Source organism: Pseudothermotoga lettingae TMO (assembly GCF_000017865.1).
Classification (GTDB): Bacteria; Thermotogota; Thermotogae; order Thermotogales; family DSM-5069; genus Pseudothermotoga_B; species Pseudothermotoga_B elfii.
This window is the reverse complement of record NC_009828.1, coordinates 542181-561170: the sequence shown is the minus strand read 5'-3', so window position 1 is coordinate 561170 and position 18990 is coordinate 542181. Positions and strand designations below refer to the sequence as shown.

The window sequence follows — 18990 nt, the reverse complement described above, 5'->3', positions numbered from 1 at the left end:
AATAGATTATAAAACCTTCACTGCCAAATTTCAACTTTCTTTTATCAATCCACGCAAAATCAGCAGTTGTAACGACTCTGCTATCGGAGGGTCGGATGTTGAATCACTCATTGCTTCTGCAATCAACTTTGCCGCTGCTTTGGGGTCTATATCCGGATGTATCAATTCGTTCTCTTTTCCCTCTTCGATCAACTTTGCAACTCTTTCCACAAAAACATTATATCTGTCTCTTAACCTCGACCATGTTTCTCCACTGTTCGCAGCATTAAGTACAGCAGGTTTTTCTCTTTCTATGACTCTTGAGAGAATTTTTCTGCTCGTCACAAAATCCACATAGGCTTTGAGAAAGCGCTTTATTTTCTTAATATAATAATTTTCTCCTTCTATTTCCTTAAAAATGTGTTTTTCAAGTTCTTCAAGCGCATTATTCCATACTTCTTCAAAAAGAGTCTCCTTGCTGGAAAAATAATAGTATATGAGCGCTTTTTTTACTCCGGCACGATGCGCTATTTCCTCGACACTAACGCCATCAAAACCCCTTTCTGAAAATGCGGCCCTGGCAGCTTGAAGAATCTTTTCACGAGCATCGGACATTTTTTCACTCCCTGCCATGAAGTGAGGAGCAACTCCTCACTTCATTTTTTTATCAACAGCAAGGGCTTCTTCTTTATTTGCATAGCGTTTCATGCGTGTCTCGTAGTTGTATATTCCTCGATTAACGGGATATCTGTCTATATAGCCTTGTTCATACCATAATTTATCGGCGTAAACTTTCCATTCATCAGCTAATTTGTCAATTTCTTCTGCTAACTCTTCTACTACTCTTTCTGATCCTTCATGCTGGGGTATTGCATTGAAATGTTTTACCATAGCTCTGTAAACTTTCGGGTTATCTATGATTGGGCATGGTCTGAAGAGGTTGTTTGAATAAGGAACCATACGCTTATAAGATTCAAAGAATGGGGATTTCAAAATTTCGAGCACCGACTTTTCTCTGATGCTATCTACTGCATATTGCTGGAAAACGCACGGTTCGACATAACCTTTTGCATTTACATGGAAGTATTTTGAACCTGCTGCAAGACATCCATGTGTCAAAAATCCATGGTTCCAGAAATCAGCAACAAATGCAAATTTTCCACCAAGCCTGACTTCATCAGTTTTAAAGAACCTCTCGTATCTCTGTTGTGGTGTTGGAACAAGATCCATCGATGCATTAATTCCAACAGGCATATATTGGAAGACCCATGCATAAACAACCTGCTGCTCTTCCAAAAATTTCCAGAATTCATCCTTCATAAGGGTATCGTGATTCATTCTTGTTGCAGTTATAGATGCTCCAAAAGGTACCCCATGTCTTCTCAACCTATCCCAGGTTTCCATAATGCTCTTAAAGACGCCTCTACCTCTTCTCCAATCTGTATCGAGCTCAAAACCTTCCACAGATATTGCCGGTGTAGCATTCCCAAGCTTCGAAAGTTTCTCTGCGATCTCCTCCGTGATAAGAGTGCCATTGGTGTAGATCAGGAAGTAATTATCGTTGAATTCCTCCAGGATATCCATTAAATATGGCCAGTAAAAAGGTTCTCCGCCGGTGATAACCCAAAAATAGATTCCAAGTTCATTGGCTTGCTGTATAACTTTGCTAACCTCTTCTTTTGTCAGTTCGTATTTTCTGCCGTAAAGACCCGCATAACACCCCACACAGTTCAAATTGCAAGCATAAGTGGGGCTTATAACACCAAGTTTCGGCAAAACAACTCTGTGGTCATGCATTTTCTGCTGTCTGACTGGTTCTCCTATTGCGAATTCATTGATGATCAAATTGTTTATGATCTTCTCAACACATTTTGGACTTGATCTTCTGAATACGTTAACCCAGCTGGTAATCATCGGATGTTTTTCCTTAGCCATGATTGCAAGTTTTTTCAGACCACTCTTAGATGGTTCCTTGGTAAATGCGCTGAGTGTTGAAAATAACTTGTACAATCCTTCTTCATCGGTGTTTTTTAAGACCATTGAAACAAGCTTGCCAGCCTGTCTATAAATCAATCCTTTAACTCCTCCCACAACCGCCATAGTTTTACCTCCTTTTTACTGACTGGTCAGTCAAATTATGGAGCAAGAAAATTACTTTTTGATTATCTGTAAATTACTTTTTGATTTCGAAAGTAATTTAGTTTTTCCACCACGAGCTTTGTAGCACGCGTGTCATCTTCGTTATATTCAAGGAGAATATCGAGATATTCCTGATCACGTGTAGAAAGCCATAATTGATAATATCTCGAAGCTCTTAGACCATCGAGATTTGTGCGCCATTGATAACCCAAAAAGCGTGCTACACTTTTCAGTGAGTATGTGAAAAGAGGAAGAGCAATATGTTTCACTAAAATTTGATAGACATCGACAAATCTTGTCTTTATCTTTCTATATACAGTCCCCAAATCACTCCATCTGTTCACAAGAGAGGAAAATCGAGAAGGTTCATATGGACAATAATGATATATGGGACCACTTGTTCTATCAAGAAAATCGAGGAGTTCTCCAAAAACTCTGTATTCATCTTCTATTGACTCACAGAGATAGGGAATATATTTATCGTCAACAAGCACACCAAATAAGTAATCAAAATCTTTCAGTGGGTGTGACTCTATATCAAGAAAAACACCTTCTTCCAACCTGTCATACTGGGATATGACCAGAACCTTATCTTCAAGTAAGGCGGTCACCTTTTTCCTGAGTTTTTCAACAGTATCTATAGAGATATAATCTATATCTTTCGATAAAATATCCGGAAGATCTGTCACACCTTGTTCAATCAATTTCATCTTCAATTTGCTGTTCAAACCGTGTATCGCTAACAAACTCCCTTCTTTAACAAGTATTTTTGTACATTCAAGAACGTGTCTGCAGGTTTTGCACTGAGAAACAGGTTTTGGCACGGGAGGATCGTCCATCTGTGAATAAACAATGTTTTCTATAACACTAAAAAGATGAGGGATGCCTTCTTTCCAGTCTATACTTGCTCTAAAATAAGGCGATTCAACAATAACCTGAGAAATTATATATCCGTTGCTTGAAAAAACATATCCGTGAAAAGCTGCTTCCAGCAAATACTTCTTCTTAAATCTTTTGGCAGTTTTTTTCATTAAAATCTTCCACATCTCTCCATGGGGAACTATCGCGTCGGGTGATGAGATGAGGGTATTCCCGAAAAGATCGGCGGAGATTACAGGTTTTTCGATAGAAAATTTTAGTTTCATCAATTCTCTTGTTTTCTGTTCGTCTGGTATACGTTCATAATTTCTGGATGTTTTTTCTATGCAATACCTCCTTGGGCAGACGAGAAACTGTTCAATGTCATCAAACCAGATATTTTCATTCATAACTTCTCCACCATTCATTCATAACAACTCTGGTTTTCTCTAAAACAAATGATCTGATCCTTTCAAATTGATCCTGAACAAAACTATCGCCCGAAACTTTATCAATCAATGGTACTGTTGATTCAAACAATTCTTCGTTTTTTGGTGATGTCTTGAGAGGCCTTCTAAGTTGCAGAGCTCTAGTAGCACACATTAGCTCTATAGAGACAAGCGAGATTATATTTTCATATATTCTCATCAATTTTAGACAAGCATTCATTCCCATGCTGACATGATCTTCCTGATAACCACTTGTTGGAATCGTATCCACCGATGCTGAATGAGACAAAATTTTATTTTCATTGCAAAGGGCCGCTGCTGTGTATTGCCATATCATGTAGCCAGAATTTGTTCCCTCGTCCCCGATAACCAAAAAGGGAGGCAAATTCGCATTAACTTTCGGGTTCACCATTCTATCTATCTGTCTTTCCACCATATTGCCGAAATCTGACAGAGATATAGCAAGAAAATCAGCTGATAGAGCCAGAGGTTCACCATGAAAATTCCCCTGAGACAGTATTTTTTCACCAAAAACCAGCGGATTATCTGTAGCTGAATTCAGTTCGATCTCGACAATCTTTTTTACATATTCTAAGCAGTCCAGGACAGCTCCATAGACCTGTGGGATGCATCTGAGAGAATAAGCATCTTGAACCTGTGAACAATTTCTGTGAGACTCCCTGATTTGACTACCTTCAAACAGTTCTTTCATCAATTTGGCAACGATTTTCTGACCTCTGTGTGGCCTTGAAATCCATACGATATCCTCGTACGCATCAGGAGAAGCCATCAATACATCTGCAACCAAAGCAGCCACACGCACAGCAAGATAAATCAAATTGGCTACATCATTCACCACAATCGAAAGAATAGCTGCCATTGCTTGAGTCCCATTTACAAGACTCAGACCTTCTTTTTCTGAAAGAATAAGAGGATCTATATTTTTTTCGAGCAGAACTTCCTTAGCTGGGACTTTAACTCCGTTTTTGAGAATATATCCTTCGCCAATTAGAGGCAGAGCAATATGGGCAAGTGGAGCAAGATCTCCACTTGAACCAACTGATCCTTTTGATGGGACATATGGAGTTACTCCTTTGTTCAAAAACTCGCAGAGTTTTTTGACTATCACAGGTCTGACTCCGGAAAAACCAAGAGAGAGAGAATGTGCCCTTATCAGCATCATCGCCCTGACTATTTCTTCACTCAATGGTTCGCCTACACCGCATGCATGAGAAAGCAAGATATTTTTCTGTATTTGCAACAGATCATCTTTTGGTATCTTAACATTGGCAAAGGCCCCAAAACCTGTATTCACACCATAGATAGCTCGTTCCTCTTTCAATATCTGTTCTACCACTTCGCGACTTTTTTGCATCTTCACTATAGATTCAGGAGAAAGTTCTACTTTTTCACAATATCTGGCAACTTTAACAACATCAGAAACTATTAATCGAGAACCACCAATTTCTATCATCATGTTCGCCTCCAATCATAGTATATCGAAAAGCAAAAACAGTTGTGATATACTTTAATTTCAAGGGGTGAATGGATTTGGACAGGCTGGCTGAACTTGAAAAGCTTGTAGACAAACTTTTGGAAGAGCACAAGAAAGCAAAAGAAGAAAATGAACAATTATGGAAACAAATTAACGAAGCTTTAAGCAAAATCGAAAAACTTGACAAAGAGAAAAGGGAACTCGAAACCCTTGTTGAAACTTATAGAAACTCCATGAATTCTCTGATTCAAAAACTTCAGAACATGATTAATGTCACGGAGAGTGTTTATGAAGAAAAGCGTGAATATTAGACTTGACGATAAGAACTATGATTTAGTCACAGATGCCACAGAGGAGGAATTACTGAACGTTCTGAATCGTCTCCAAACAGAATATTCTCAGATAAAAAATATCGTCGAAGAGGCAGAAACAGATGAAATATTGCTCGTGATGCTTACAAATGCCCTTTTGAATGAGATAAGGTCTGAAAAAATCATAAACCATTTGACATTCAAGATAAAATCATTTTTCAGTGAAAAAGAGGAAGGTAAATCATGAAGATAGGAGTTTTTGATTCTGGAATAGGTGGATTTACTGTGTTGCAAAAGCTGGTAGAATATATGCCGCACAATGAATATGTGTATGTTGCAGATACACTTTATGCTCCCTACGGTACTAAAACTCATCAGCAGATCTTCGAAAGGGTAACCAGGATAATAAATTTTCTCGCTTTACAGGGTGCAGATTGTATTGTTGCTGCGTGCAACACTGCAGATGCTGTCCTTAAACTATCCAGTTTATCAGCCAGAATACCTCCCTATTTCGGGATACTTGATTTTGACATCAATTTTTCCTCTGCGCAATGCATAGGGGTTGCAGCAACAGAACTGACAATCAAAAGTGGTATATATGAAAAATTACTATTAAATCGAGGAATAAGCAAAATTATTCAACGGCCATGCCAGAAACTTGTCGAACTTATAGAAAACAATGAAGTTCATGGTAGACAAGCAGATATAGAGATTAAAGAATGTTTCGAACCATTTAAAAATGCCGATCTGGTAATTCTTGGATGCACACATTTACCTCTTCTTATAGAAAAAATTCAGACGATCTTTCCTAAATTACGATTTTACGATCCTGCCGAGAGTTTGGTTAAAAATATCTGGCTGAGCTGCCGACAAGATGGAAAAATCATCGGAAAAATTAGCTTTTTCGTGACTCAGGACCCGCTTTCATTTCATACGAAGATCTCAAAATACCAAACTTTGCTGAAACTTCCATATACTGTGCAGTTCACTGACTTGGAGGATGAGAAAAATCATGAAGAGAATACTGGTAGTCTCAGGTTTGTCTGGAGCGGGAAAAAGTACAGTAGCGAGAGTTCTTGAAGACATTGGTTTTTTTTGCATAGACAACCTTCCGCCAGCTCTTCTGAACGATTTCATGGTGTTGCTCTCAAGTTCATCTATTGACAAAGTGGCACTTGTCGTGGATATCAGGAGCGCTCAGCTGGGTAACGCAGTTCAGGCTATTAAAAAACTTGTAGATAATTACAGTAACATTGTGACCGTGTTATTTCTGGAAGCTTCTGATGAAGAACTTCTTAAAAGGTTTGCCACAACGAGAAGACGTCACCCGTTGGAAGGGCAATTGAGCTTGCAAGAAGCTATTTCAAAAGAAAAAGAATTGCTCAGAGATATGAAAGAAATGTCTGTAGTTATAGACACGACAGGTCTTGACATCCATACGCTCAGAGAAAAAATAGGATCTCTGCTGAAAGAAGAAGCACAATTTGTTATCAGAATAAGAAGTTTTGGCTTCAAGTACGGATTACCAGCCGACACTGATTTTATAATCGACACACGCTTTTTACCAAACCCATATTATGATCGCAAGCTGGCACAGTTAAATGGTACAGATCAAGAAATAGTAAACTTTTTTTCCAAATATCCCGTAGTTGAGGACTTTATACAGTACACTTACAAGCTTTTACATATTGCTGCCACAAGATACAAAAGTGAAGGCAGACCATTCATGACAGTTTCAATAGGTTGCACCGGCGGAAGACACAGATCAGTTTATGTTGCCGAAAAACTCTCAAAAATACTTAAAGATAGATTTTATGTCTACGTTGAACACAGGGATGTGAATAAATGAAGGTAGTCGCCGTAGGCGGGGGAACAGGTCTTTCAGTTTTGCTGAGAGGATTGAAAAATACTGGGGTAGATTTAACCGCAATAGTTGCGGTTACTGACGAAGGAGGGAGTTCTGGAATAATCAGAGAAGAACTGGAGATGCCTCCTCCAGGTGATGTAAGGAACAATATAATTGCATTAGCTAAAGACGAGGATTTGATGAGCAGAATTTTCTCTTTCAGGTTCAAGACAAATGGTACACTGTCAAATCACAGCGTTGGGAATATAATATTAGCTGCCCTGACCAGAATGACTGGAAGTTTTAGCATAGCTGTCAAACTTGCATCGCAAATACTTGCTATAAAAGGAAAAGTTCTCCCTGTTTGCGAAGAATTGATCAGATTGATCGCTATATATGAAGATGGTAGCGAGATAATCGGAGAAACTGAGATTGTGAGGCAAAAACGCAAAATAATATCAATTAAACTAAACAAAAGGGTTAAAGCCCTGGATGAGGTTATTAACGCACTATCTGATGCGGATGCAATTATTTTCGGCCCAGGCAGTCTTTATACAAGCGTGATTACTAATCTTCTTGTGGATAATGTTGCTGACACAATTAACAGCAACGAAAAAGCCATTAAAATATACGTTGCAAACATAATGACTCAACCAGGCGAGACAGCAGGACTGAGCCTGCAAGATCATGTAAAAGAATTAGAGAAATATCTTAGAAGTAGGGTTGATTTTATCATCGCAAATAATTTGATGCCACCTGAAAAGCTTTTGAATTCTTATGCCAGGGAATTAGCAGAACCTGTTTTGTCGAATGGTGATGTGGATGAGCGTTATATATTTGAACCTCTGCTGACGATAGAATTCGAACTCAATGATACCAGACCAAAAGCAAGGCACAATCCACAATTACTTGCAAAAGTAATCATGAAACTTTTGGAAAGGGGAAGCTGAAGGATGAGCTTCTCTGAAGAAGTGAAATATGAGCTGTGTTCTACAGAAATTAACGATAAGAAAGAGGCAGAAGCCGAGCTCATAGGTTTTATCAAAGGAAAAGGAGTTTTAAGGCTGTCAAAAAAACAAATGAATCTATCTATTATGTTCCCGAGCATAAAGATTGCGAGGAGATTTATAACTGTTATGAAAATCCTGTCATCTGGCGATTATGAACTCTTTGTTGTTCAAAATCGAAGGTTGTGGAAACAAAAAAACGTTCAATTAGATCTGACGGTTAGTTCATTTGGGAACAATGAAATATATTTTCTGAACACTGATATACCCGAATGGGTCTCAATCGATCCAGAGCTTTTTGGTGTCTTTCTTCGAGGCTTATATTTAGTCTGTGGAACAGTTATAAACCCTGTTGCTTCATACCATCTGGAAATCAATCACTCGGATGAAAACCTACTCAATCAAATATCATTTACCCTGAGAAAAAAATTTGAGATACAATCAAAAGTTCTCCAGGTAAGAAACAATTTCAAACTTACAATCAGAGCAGCGAGTGATTTGATAGAGTTTTTGAACCTTATTGGCGCAATTCAGTCGGCTACAAAGGTCGAACAGATCGTTCAGAGACGTTCTGTGATTTCTGATGTTAATAGAAGTATGAACTTTTTGTCAGCAAACGCTGATAGAATAGGTAATAGTACCGCAAGGCAGCTCAGGGCTATAAAGATAATAGAGGAAAGCATAGGTCTTGATTCACTAAACGATGAGCTGAGATTATTAGCTTATTTAAGACTTGAAAATGAAGATATGAGTTTGCGAGAGCTCGGAGAAATGATGGAGCCAAAGATGACCAAATCAATGGTTTTTACAAGAATGAAGAAAATAATCTCACTCGCCGAACAGATAGAGAAAGGAAAGTCAAGATGAAATGTCCATTTTGTGGTCACCCAGATAGCAGGGTTCTAGATTCAAGACCAACTCTGGATGGCACAGCTATTAGAAGAAGGAGAGAGTGTATTGAGTGTGGCGCTCGTTTCACAACATACGAGCGTTACGAACTTTTGCCTATAATAGTAGTCAAGAAAGATGGAAGGAGAGAGACGTTTGATCGTTCAAAATTGCTCAATGGAGTTTTAAAAGCGTGCGAGAAAAGACCTATTTCTTACGAAACGCTGGAAAAGCTGGTTGAAGAAGTAGAACTTGCTCTTCAAAAACAGGGTAGCACAGAGATCCCATCAAAACTCATAGGGGAGCTGGTTATGTCGAAATTGAGACAAATAGATCAGGTTGCATATGTCAGATTTGCTTCTGTTTACAAAGATTTTAGAGAGATAGATCAATTTCTCGATATTGTCCGGGAATTAAAAAAAGATCAGGAGGTGGATTGATGAACAAGAAAAACGTGATTTACCTGACAAAGGAAGGATACGAAGAATTGAAGCAAGAACTTGATTCTTTGAAGCAAAAGTTGATGTATGAAATATCAGAAAGGATAAAGGAAGCAAGAGAGCTTGGAGATCTGTCTGAAAATACAGAATATGATGAAGCCAAAAATGAACAGGGACGTATAGGAAGCAGAATAACGGAATTAGAACAGATTCTCAACAACTCTGAAATAATAGAAAATACAGATTCGAATCAAATATCCGTCGGTTCCTATGTGATTATTAAAAACCTGAACACAGGCGAGGAACGTTCCGTAAGACTTGTCAATCCTCAGGAAGCTGATATCTTTTCCAACAAAATAAGTGTCGATTCTCCTGTGGGAAGAGCACTAATGGGTAGAAAAGTTGGTGAAGTAGTAAAACTCAAAGCACCCGCAGGTTCGGTAAGATATGAAATTCTTGGAATAAGCTCCAAATCACTTAACCAAGAATGAGGTGATCATGTGATAAAAGATATACTAAGCCAGCGGGCTAAGGAAGTAGAAGAACTCAGAAAACTGGGAGTTAATCCATACCCATACAAATTTGAAAAAACACACACGACGAAAACTATACAGGAAAAATTTCAAGCACTTCAGCCTGGCGAAGTTTTGCAAGATGAGGAGATATCCACTGCAGGACGTGTTATGACAGTTCGTTTACATGGAAAATCCTGCTTTTTCACAATCAAAGATTTCTACGGAAGAATACAAGCATACATAAGACAAAACGAAATTTCAGAGGAAAAATACAACCTTTTCAAAAAATACATTGCACCAGGTGACATTATCGGTATCACAGGTTTTCCATTTAAAAGCAGAACAGGAGAACTAACCGTTTATGTTAAGAATTTCCAGCTTCTTAGTAAATCAAGAAGACCATTACCAGAGAAATGGCACGGCTTAAAAGACAAAGAAGTTGCTTACAGGCAGCGCTACGTTGATATGATAGCTAACGATTCTACCTTAGAGAGGTTTAGAATCCGTTATGAAGCGATAAGATTCATAAGAGATTTTTTAAATCGGCTTGATTTTGTTGAAGTAGAGACACCTGTGTTGAATTTTATACCTGGCGGAGGTGCTGCAAAACCGTTTATTACAAGACTTGAGGCCCTGGATTGCGAAATGTATCTAAGAATTGCCCCCGAATTACATCTCAAAAGGTATATTGTCGGTGGATTTGAAAAAGTCTACGAGATAGGAAAAAATTTCCGGAACGAAGGTATATCGTACAAGCATAGTCCGGAATTCACCTCTATAGAAATTTACCAGGCCTATGCTGATTACAATGACATGATGGAATTGACAGAATCTCTCATTTCTGAACTTGTACTTCACCTTTATGGTTCGTACAAATTAACTTATCAGGGTGTGGAACTTGATTTTAAACCTCCCTGGAAAAGAATTAAAATGAGAGAGTTTATAAAATCGAGATTGGATGTGGATATACTCGAAGATAATGATGAAAAACTATACTACGTGCTCAAAGAGCGGGGCGTCGAGCCGGATACCAAATCTCGAGAAAAAATGATAGAGAAATTGTGGGACCTGGTAGAAGAAGAAGTGATACAGCCAACGTTTTTAATGGATCATCCAGTAGATATATCCCCACTTGCAAAAAGGCACCGTGATGATCCAAGATTGACTGAGAGATTCGAACCGATTATTTTTGGAATGGAGATGGGAAATGCATTCAGTGAGCTGAATGATCCAGATGATCAATTGGAGAGATTCAAAGCCCAATTAAAGCTTAGAGACGCAGGTGATGAGGAAGCCCACAGAATGGATCTTGATTTTATAAGGGCTCTGGAATACGGGTTACCTCCAACAGGTGGCTTGGGAATAGGCATAGACAGGCTGATAATGTTGCTAACAAATTCACCGTCTATAAGAGATGTGATAGCTTTTCCTCTTGTTAGCCAAACCGAAGAGGACGATCTTGAAGGGAGTGCTGTTGAATGAGAGAATGGTTTAAGAAATGGCAGAAGGTTATCGTCTGGATCATAGCTATATCTTTTGTTGCCGGCATAGCCTGGTGGTCAGTGGCAAGTTACCTATCGGGAAGGCAGGAAAGTAGCAAGATTTCCTTAGACCAGGCAATAGGTTATTTAACTATCGCTGGATCACCCATTGAGGATTCAGATACATGGGTATTGCCTTCTGAACTCGATTCAGAATACGGAAATCTTTTAAACAATTACGGGATCAGTCAGTTAGATCCCATCTTTCAGGAACCATCACAGAAGGCATCTTTGCTCGAAGATTTGCTTAAAAACAAGGTTATTCTTCACTACGCAAAACAGAATAAGTTAACAGCGTCAAATAAAGAGATAGAAGCAAAATTAAATGAGTACAGGCAGCAGATTGAAAAAGATCAGTCACTGGTCCAGTATATAAAACAGCGTTATGGAAGTGTTAATGTATATCTAAATGCCGTACTGAAACCAACTCTGGAGAAATCTTTAACCCAGCAGAAAGTTGTGGCTTCAGTAGCAAATGTTGATAGTGAAGAAATGAAAAAGTATTTTGAGGAGAATATAGATCAATTACGAAAAAAATATGACAAAGTTGATGCAAAATTAGTTTCATTCACTGATGAAAGCAGTGCAAACAAGTTCATAAACATTCTTCTTGAAAAAGGATTTGATGGGGCAGCGAGTGAAATGGGCTTATCTGTGCAGGATATACCCAATCTCACCCGTGGAATCTTTGATGAAAAATTCGAAAAAGATATCTTTTCAGGGGCTACAAATACAGCCGTTGGTCCTATACCGCTTGGTAGTTCGTGGTATGTGCTTGAAGTTCAAAGCGCGACTGTTTTAACTGATTTTGAAAACTTTGCACTTTCGGATACATATGAATCAGAAAAAAATTCTCTCCAATCTCAGAAAATGCAGCAATGGTACGAAAATTACACCAGCGAAAAAAATATAGAACTCGTCATCGCAGATGAAGTGTACAGTACATGGAGAAAAGTCAGCTCGGTATCCACGCCAACAGAATATGAATCTCTCAGGAAAGAATTAAAAGAAAAGATTTTCCAGGACAATTCCATCTCGCCTCAAGCTCCTGATACGCTTAAAAGTGCTTATGTGGTTTTGTTAGAAAAAATTGAAGAATCCTTAGATCAGAGTGATGATCAAAGTAGCGAAAAACTTAAGCAGATTATGGCGGAAAAAGAAATGCTAATCAAAGACTTGTATGAACAATATCCAACATCACTTGAAGTGGCAAGCCGTATGTATCAATTAGATCAGAATAATCTACAGGTGAAATACAATTATCTATCTCTTCTCTATTCAGAGATTAAACCATATTTGTATCCCGAATATATTCAGTATTTGCTGCAAAGTTTAATTGAGATCGAATCTGGTTTTTCAAGTATTGCACTGGATACAAATGCTTCTACCGAAATGCGGGCGAGCTCTTATTACAATCTTTACGACTTGAGCAAATCTCTGGAAGATGCAACAAGCGCAAAATTCTATCTTGAGCAGTTGAGAAGAATAGATCCAAATTACATTGACTTCGATGCTGCATTAAATGAACTTGAATAACAACCTTGATGAAAAAAGAAAGCGGGCATATGCCCGCTTTTCTGGCTGGGGCGGGAGGATTCGAACCTCCGAATGTCGGATCCAAAGTCCGATGCCTTACCAGCTTGGCTACGCCCCACCGTGGTATAATTTTATCACTGCTGGAAACCAACGTCAATAGACTAAGAAGGTGGTACATTGATAAAACTCTACTTTTTAGAAACAAATGAAGAGCTTATCGTCCCTGAGGGCACAAAGCTAATTGATTACGTCTCAAAATTCAGCAAATATCATCAGACAGCCATTGTAGCAGCAAAAATTGATAATTCTATAGTGGAACTCAACAAAAAACTGGATCGCGGTGGTAATGTTTCTTTTATAGATCTTACCACCCTGGATGGTTTGAGAATCTACCAGCGCGGTGTGCTGTTTCTTCTTCACATGGTTTTGAAAGAAATGTATCAGGATTATCAGCTGTGGGTACTACATTCTGTTGGTAATGCCCTGTACTGCGAGTTAAGAAAAAACGGGTACAGAAAAGAGTTTTCAGAAGAAGAAATAGTCAAAATCAAGAGCAAAATGAGTGAACTGGTAAAAATGGATATAACTTTCGAAAAACATGAGTTTTACAAAGAAGATGCCTTCAAAATTTTTACAGAGCAGGGTGACGCAGACAGAATAAGATTGTTCAAATTCAGAAAAAAGAAGACGATAAAGCTTTATAAATGTCTCAACCATTATGATTATTACTATGGTTATATGCCTCCCAGTACGGGTTATTTAACTCACTTCGATCTTCAGAAAGATGGCGAGGGGTTTCTCGTCGTTTTGCCAGACAGGACAAACCCTGAAAATATAAGCTCACCAAAGAAATTGCCAAAATTGTCCTCTGTTTTTCTTGAATACGCACGCTGGCTTGATGTAATAGGTATTAACACTGTCGCGGATTTAAATGAACTGATAGCCAGGGGTGAGAGAGAAGTAGTTGATTTGATGATACTCAATGAAGCCCTTCACGAGAAAAGAATAGCCCAAATAGCTGAACAGTTTTCTGAAAGCATGGCTCGTTTGATTCTCATAGCGGGCCCTTCATCATCTGGAAAAACAACCTTTGCCAAACGCTTACTGGTCCAGCTTAAAGTATTTGGTTACAAGCCAGTAACAGTATCTCTTGACGATTACTTCGTCGATAGAGAAAAAACTCCTAAGGATGAAAATGGTAATCCGGACTTTGAATCAATTGAAGCCATAGATCTGGATCTTTTTAACCAACATCTGGTTCAATTGCTTGACGGGAAAGAAGTGGAATTACCAAAATTCGATTTCAAAATCGGAAAAAGAATACCTTCTGGTAAAAAAGTTAAGGTTGATAAAAACCAACCAATAGTTGTTGAAGGTATACATGGATTGAATGAAAAGTTAACCTCTTTGATTGATAGATCATATAAATTTAAAATCTATGTGAGTGCTTTAACTCAACTCAACCTTGACGCACACAACAGAATCACGACAACAGATACAAGATTGCTCAGAAGAATAGTCCGAGATTACAAATTTCGTGGCCATTCGGCACTCGAAACAATTATGATGTGGCCAAGTGTCAGACGCGGAGAAGAGAAATACATTTTTCCATTTCAGGAAGAAGCAGATACAATGTTCAATTCTGCTATTGTTTACGAATTAGCGGTACTCAAGACCTTTGCCGAGCAATTGCTTGTTCAGATATCTCAGAATGCCTCGGAGTACACAGAAGCTCTGAGACTCACAAAGCTTCTGGATTATTTTCTACCAATTACGAATATAGAAGATATACCAAGAACGTCGATTCTCAGGGAATTTATAGGAAGGAGTGCCTTTAAATATTGAGAAAATTATCTTTTTTCCTTGCTTTTATAGCCTTCTCTCTCTGCTTTTCAATTGAAATATATGTCGGGACTAACATGATATATTCATCTCCTGCTGAGAATTTTACAGTGGATTGGAATACATTTGCGACTATATGGGAAAACTACTGCAAATTGATGGGACTAGAAGAGCCCGCCACAGGAGAAATTGGTGATTTTTCTTATTTTGTATGGAAAGGTCACACGGCAGGATTTTCCAGACAGGCATCCACTTTTTTTATTGACGGAGTTGCAAAAAAATCAGATAAAATACCTTTAAAAGACACTCTCGATACCTTTGATATACCTGCAATGATCGAAAATAACAGATTGATCCTGCCACAGATGATTGTTGAAGATATGAAGTTCGATGAAAATATGATAGAAGTAGTTTACAAAGGTCGCAATGAGTTGATATTCAGCGAACATGATGGGCAAATCACTGTATCGTCTGTAAATTATGTATCCTACAGAGGTTTGCTTTACAAACCAGGTCAAATGATAGCAGCTTTTGATACACCACAAAGAAAGATTGATCAGCTCATAGAGCTGAAGGGGCTGATCAGAGTAATACTTTATTCGAAAGAATTAATACCAGGAAATGTGGTTTTAATCCCATTTTTTTCTGAACATAAGGTCGATCAGAACGGTATTTTGTTGTTTTATGCTGAAGGTGACGGAAGAATCATAATAAGACCTTATTCACCAGATTTCGAAGGATCTGACTGGGCAGTTTATGCCCAGACAAAGGAGATCGCTGAAAAAATAGCAAACCATTTTGGTTTAAAGATTGAAATCTGTCCTATCTACGATATACCTGTTGGCAAAATTGGAATGATATTATTGTTAGACAATCAGGACATTGAACAAGTAAGAAAATTCGTTGAGGAGATGCTTGAATAAATGAGAAACCTGAAATTTTCGATCCTGATGTGCCTGGTTGTGGTAACGGCGTTTTGCAGAAATTTCACGCTATTTTATCTGAATGACAATTTATCTCCTGTGAGTTATACAATTGATTATGAGGGAGATAATGCTGTGGCTTTTTTGATGGAAAAGCTTGCACAACCTGTAAAAGACACTATCAGCTTTGTTCCAAAAGAACTGCTAAGGGCATATTTTTTTGTAGAACGATCGCTTGTAATCGATTTGAAGTCATCAGCTATAAAAAATTTGAACTTTGATCAGGAAAGGTATCTTCTACATCAGATTCTGAGAACTATTTTTGAAAATTTCAAAGGATTGGACTCAGTCTACATTTTAATTGATGGTAAAAGACAAGATAAATTAGTAAATTATGTGGACATAAGATATGGTTTTTCAAGAAAAATATGGTCAAGCTGGCCTGTAGAGGGAGGATTATGAGCGAATTCATCAAACAAGATGACAGGGTACTGTTATTATTTGAAGATGATACTACATTCATAGTGCAGGTTCAAGACAACATTCTTGGGACCCACAAGGGTGTAGTGGAGTTGAAAAACCTTATTGGAAAAGCTTATGGAGACAGAGCAGAAACAAAAAATGGTGAACCGTTTTTGATTTTACGCCCAAGACTTGTGGATGAAATTTTTAAAATGAAACGTAAAACGCAAATTGTTTATCCGAAAGACATGGGCTATATATTAATGATGCTTGATATAAAGGAAGGAGATGTAGTTATAGATGCAGGTGTTGGTAGTGGAGCAATGTGCGCGGCCATAGCAAGAATGATCGGACCAGATGGAAAAGTTTTCGCTTATGAAAGAAGGGAAGATTTTAAGAAAATAGCTGAAGCCAATATTGCAAAATGGGGGTTTTCTGAAAGAGTCGTATTTAAATTGAAAGACATAAAAGATGGTTTTGACGAGAAGGCTAATGCAATCTTTTTGGATGTGCCAGATCCGTGGAATTATATACCGCACTGTCATAAATCTTTGCTTGGATCCGGTAATATCGCAATAGTCTGCCCGACAACGAATCAGGTTCAATTAGTACTGAAAGAGTTACATGGTCATGCATTTGTTGATATTGAAGTATGGGAAAGCCTGCTTCGACAGTACAAACCAGTTCCAGATCGACTCCGACCATTCGACAGGATGGTCGCTCATACAGCCTTCATGGTATTCGCCCGAAAAGTTAATGATTTTAAGGAGGGATAAAAAATGAAAAAGAATTCACTGGGTTTCATAGTCATACTCGCTGTTGCAGTAGTTGCTATTAGTTGGCTTTTATCAGCTGCTGTTACTCCCAAAGAAGTCAACACAGCATTAGAACCGTTCTATCAGACTCTTTCCTATATTCTCAACACTTACTATGAGAAAGATGAAATTGATTTGAATAAACTGATGGATTATGCCATAGATGGCTTGGTAAAAGGGCTTGGAGATGATTTCTCATATTACGAGAACCCCGAAAGTACTGAAGAAAAACAAATAGAACTCGAAGGGGAGTATGGTGGTCTTGGCATAGAAGTAACTTATGACAGCGAATATAAAGCTATCAAAGTCATCTCGCCGATGTATGGCACGCCCGCGTGGCGTACGGGCTTAAAGGCCGGAGACAGAATAGTGACGATAGACGATGAGCCTGTAAGTGAAATGACTTACATGGAAGCTGTCAGGAAGTTGCGAGGCCAGCCTGGAACAACCGTAAGAATAAAGGTACTCAGGGAAAATGTTGAATCTCTTTTATCTTTTGAGATAGTAAGAGAAGTAATACAGATTATCCCTGTGAAACACGCCTTTATAGAAACTTCTAAAGGTAGAATCGGTTATACACTCATAACAAGGTTTGGTGCGAAAACATCACAGGAAATGGCAGAAGCACTGGATGATATTTTTTCCAAGGGAATCAAGGGTTTAATAATCGACCTGCGAGACAACCCTGGAGGATATCTCAATAGCGCGATAGAAGTTGCAAGTTACTTCATAGACAACGGTATCATAGTGAAAACAAAAAATGCTTACGGAGTCGAAGAGGTCTATGAATCAAAGGGTAACAATTACCCAAATATACCGATGGTCGTGCTTGTAAACGGAGGCTCTGCTTCTGCAGCCGAAATACTAACGGGCGCACTGAAAGATCATCAAATAGCCAGAGTGGTTGGAACTAAGACATTTGGAAAAGGGTCTGTACAAACAGGATTTCCCCTGAATAACGGTGGAACATTGTATTTGACAACCGCCCATTACATGACCCCATCTGGAAAAGATATACATAGGATAGGAATAGAACCGGATGTCTTTGTTGAGGAAAGTACAGATGTTTCACACGAATCTGTCGTGATCGATTACACCAAGAAAATCATCGATGTCAATACGGAAGATCCGTTCATAATTAAAGGATTGGAAACTTTGCTGGAGTTGATTGAATGACATCAACGGGAATGGCTGTGACGTGCTTTCTGATATGTATTTCACTTTTTTTGTTTATCATCCTTTCTATGAACCAGGAGAAACAAATATATCAGATACAGCCGTTCCCGAACGTCGTCTTGGTGTCTCCGCTTGATTGGTTTTTAAACCAGATGAAAATAGTTGCCGAGAGAATTCTTTTATACAAAAAAGCACTCTTGACTGGAAAAAGGATCGATATTGATCTTTTATCAAATAGAACAGTATTCCGGGTAAAATCTCTGGATGCTTATCGAGGATTATTTGAAGAAGCCAGAAAGAAAGCTCCATCAGTTTTCGAAAGAAAAAAATTCTTAAAGTTTGGTGACTATGAAAAATTGATGGAAGCATCTTTTGAATTCAATGGAGTACTTTTTGTTTATAAGCCCTGTGTGACTCTTACAAATAATGGTTATATTTTATCCGAGCATATAGATGTCGCCAGAGTCATAATCTTAGCATTGAATGGCGAAGGGCCAGAAGTAAATATACTGGAGAGCAACAAAGATCTGATAAACTCACTTCTTTCAATGGTTGAGAAATACAGGATAGAGGTGGCAAGGACAGAATGAATTACTTAGTATTACTTTATTCACCAAAAAAAATTTCAAAATCGTCAGATTACAGATCAATGATAGTCCCATTTTTGCTCACAAGCACGCTGTGGTTTTCATTTTCAAAAGAAGTACACTATATCTTCCTGTGCACAAATCTTGCAATTAAATTTGTTGAGTTTAATATTCTGATCTA

20 protein-coding genes and 1 tRNA gene are annotated in these 18990 nt (G+C 38.3%); 16 read left to right on the top strand and 5 right to left on the bottom strand.

Going from position 1 to position 18990, the window contains the following annotated elements; translation table 11 throughout:
- Positions 1 to 30 precede the first annotated feature (30 nt).
- The 4 genes from TLET_RS02715 to hutH form a co-directional block, all read right to left on the bottom strand.
- Positions 31 to 594 carry a TetR/AcrR family transcriptional regulator gene (locus tag TLET_RS02715; protein WP_012002578.1) on the bottom strand — a complete coding sequence of 188 codons (564 nt, stop codon included), beginning with the start codon at positions 592 to 594 and terminating at the stop codon, positions 31 to 33.
- A 36-nt stretch (positions 595 to 630) separates the two neighbouring features.
- Positions 631 to 2079 carry a radical SAM protein gene (locus TLET_RS02710; protein WP_012002577.1) on the bottom strand — a complete coding sequence of 483 codons (1449 nt, stop codon included), beginning with the start codon at positions 2077 to 2079 and terminating at the stop codon, positions 631 to 633.
- 62 nt (positions 2080 to 2141) lie between these two features.
- Positions 2142 to 3386, bottom strand: coding sequence for a TM0106 family RecB-like putative nuclease (locus TLET_RS02705; protein WP_012002576.1), 1245 nt, complete (start codon positions 3384 to 3386; stop codon positions 2142 to 2144).
- Positions 3379 to 4902: a histidine ammonia-lyase gene (hutH, locus tag TLET_RS02700; protein ID WP_012002575.1), complete on the bottom strand. Its 1524-nt coding sequence runs from the start codon at positions 4900 to 4902 to the stop codon at positions 3379 to 3381. Before hutH ends, TLET_RS02705 begins: the two co-directional genes overlap by 8 nt.
- A gap of 68 nt (positions 4903 to 4970) precedes the next feature.
- On the opposite strand from hutH, the gene TLET_RS02695 reads away from it, so the two are divergent.
- The 10 genes from TLET_RS02695 to TLET_RS02650 are packed head-to-tail and all read left to right on the top strand — an operon-like array spanning position 4971 to position 13004.
- Positions 4971 to 5231, top strand: coding sequence for a hypothetical protein (locus TLET_RS02695; protein ID WP_012002574.1), 261 nt, complete (start codon positions 4971 to 4973; stop codon positions 5229 to 5231).
- On the top strand, positions 5209 to 5478 hold the full coding sequence (locus tag TLET_RS02690) for a hypothetical protein (RefSeq protein ID WP_012002573.1): 270 nt from the start codon (positions 5209 to 5211) through the stop codon (positions 5476 to 5478). Before TLET_RS02695 ends, TLET_RS02690 begins: the two co-directional genes overlap by 23 nt.
- Positions 5475 to 6311: a glutamate racemase gene (gene murI, locus TLET_RS10625; protein ID WP_012002572.1), complete on the top strand. Its 837-nt coding sequence runs from the start codon at positions 5475 to 5477 to the stop codon at positions 6309 to 6311. The genes TLET_RS02690 and murI overlap by 4 nt, the downstream gene beginning before the upstream one ends.
- Positions 6244 to 7080: an RNase adapter RapZ gene (gene rapZ / locus TLET_RS02680; protein ID WP_012002571.1), complete on the top strand. Its 837-nt coding sequence runs from the start codon at positions 6244 to 6246 to the stop codon at positions 7078 to 7080. Before murI ends, rapZ begins: the two co-directional genes overlap by 68 nt.
- Entirely contained in the window at positions 7077 to 8027 is a 951-nt protein-coding gene (locus tag TLET_RS02675) for a gluconeogenesis factor YvcK family protein (RefSeq protein ID WP_012002570.1), read from the top strand. The genes rapZ and TLET_RS02675 overlap by 4 nt, the downstream gene beginning before the upstream one ends.
- Positions 8028 to 8030: 3 nt before the next feature.
- Complete coding sequence (gene whiA / locus TLET_RS02670) at positions 8031 to 8951, top strand: DNA-binding protein WhiA (protein ID WP_012002569.1); 921 nt, start codon at positions 8031 to 8033, stop codon at positions 8949 to 8951.
- The gene (nrdR, locus tag TLET_RS02665; protein ID WP_012002568.1) at positions 8948 to 9412 is read left to right on the top strand and encodes a transcriptional regulator NrdR; all 465 of its coding nucleotides are present in this window, start codon (positions 8948 to 8950) and stop codon (positions 9410 to 9412) included. The genes whiA and nrdR overlap by 4 nt, the downstream gene beginning before the upstream one ends.
- Positions 9412 to 9903, top strand: a complete 492-nt coding sequence (gene greA, locus TLET_RS02660; protein ID WP_012002567.1) for a transcription elongation factor GreA — start codon at positions 9412 to 9414, stop codon at positions 9901 to 9903. The genes nrdR and greA overlap by 1 nt, the downstream gene beginning before the upstream one ends.
- 9 nt (positions 9904 to 9912) lie before the next feature.
- Positions 9913 to 11409 carry a lysine--tRNA ligase gene (gene lysS / locus TLET_RS02655; protein WP_012002566.1) on the top strand — a complete coding sequence of 499 codons (1497 nt, stop codon included), beginning with the start codon at positions 9913 to 9915 and terminating at the stop codon, positions 11407 to 11409.
- A complete protein-coding gene (locus tag TLET_RS02650; RefSeq protein WP_012002565.1) occupies positions 11406 to 13004 on the top strand; it encodes a peptidyl-prolyl cis-trans isomerase in 1599 nt (532 codons plus the stop codon). Before lysS ends, TLET_RS02650 begins: the two co-directional genes overlap by 4 nt.
- 42 nt (positions 13005 to 13046) lie before the next feature.
- On the opposite strand, the gene TLET_RS02645 is transcribed toward TLET_RS02650, so the two are convergent.
- Positions 13047 to 13122, bottom strand: a tRNA-Gln gene (locus TLET_RS02645).
- Positions 13123 to 13181: 59 nt separating this feature from the next.
- Here TLET_RS02645 and TLET_RS02640 point away from each other — a divergent pair.
- From TLET_RS02640 to TLET_RS02615, 6 genes are read left to right on the top strand one after another with little or no spacing between them, the layout of a single operon-like run.
- Positions 13182 to 14849 (top strand): nucleoside kinase, encoded by a 1668-nt coding sequence (locus TLET_RS02640; RefSeq protein WP_012002564.1) that lies wholly within the window; start codon positions 13182 to 13184, stop codon positions 14847 to 14849.
- Entirely contained in the window at positions 14846 to 15769 is a 924-nt protein-coding gene (locus TLET_RS02635; protein ID WP_012002563.1) for a DUF4941 domain-containing protein, read from the top strand. Before TLET_RS02640 ends, TLET_RS02635 begins: the two co-directional genes overlap by 4 nt.
- Positions 15770 to 16231: a GerMN domain-containing protein gene (locus tag TLET_RS02630; RefSeq protein ID WP_012002562.1), complete on the top strand. Its 462-nt coding sequence runs from the start codon at positions 15770 to 15772 to the stop codon at positions 16229 to 16231.
- Positions 16228 to 17007 (top strand): tRNA (adenine-N1)-methyltransferase, encoded by a 780-nt coding sequence (locus TLET_RS02625; RefSeq protein WP_012002561.1) that lies wholly within the window; start codon positions 16228 to 16230, stop codon positions 17005 to 17007. Before TLET_RS02630 ends, TLET_RS02625 begins: the two co-directional genes overlap by 4 nt.
- Positions 17008 to 17010: 3 nt before the next feature.
- Positions 17011 to 18222: a S41 family peptidase gene (locus tag TLET_RS02620; protein ID WP_012002560.1), complete on the top strand. Its 1212-nt coding sequence runs from the start codon at positions 17011 to 17013 to the stop codon at positions 18220 to 18222.
- Positions 18219 to 18812, top strand: a complete 594-nt coding sequence (locus tag TLET_RS02615) for a hypothetical protein (protein ID WP_012002559.1) — start codon at positions 18219 to 18221, stop codon at positions 18810 to 18812. Before TLET_RS02620 ends, TLET_RS02615 begins: the two co-directional genes overlap by 4 nt.
- Positions 18813 to 18990: the final 178 nt, after the last annotated feature.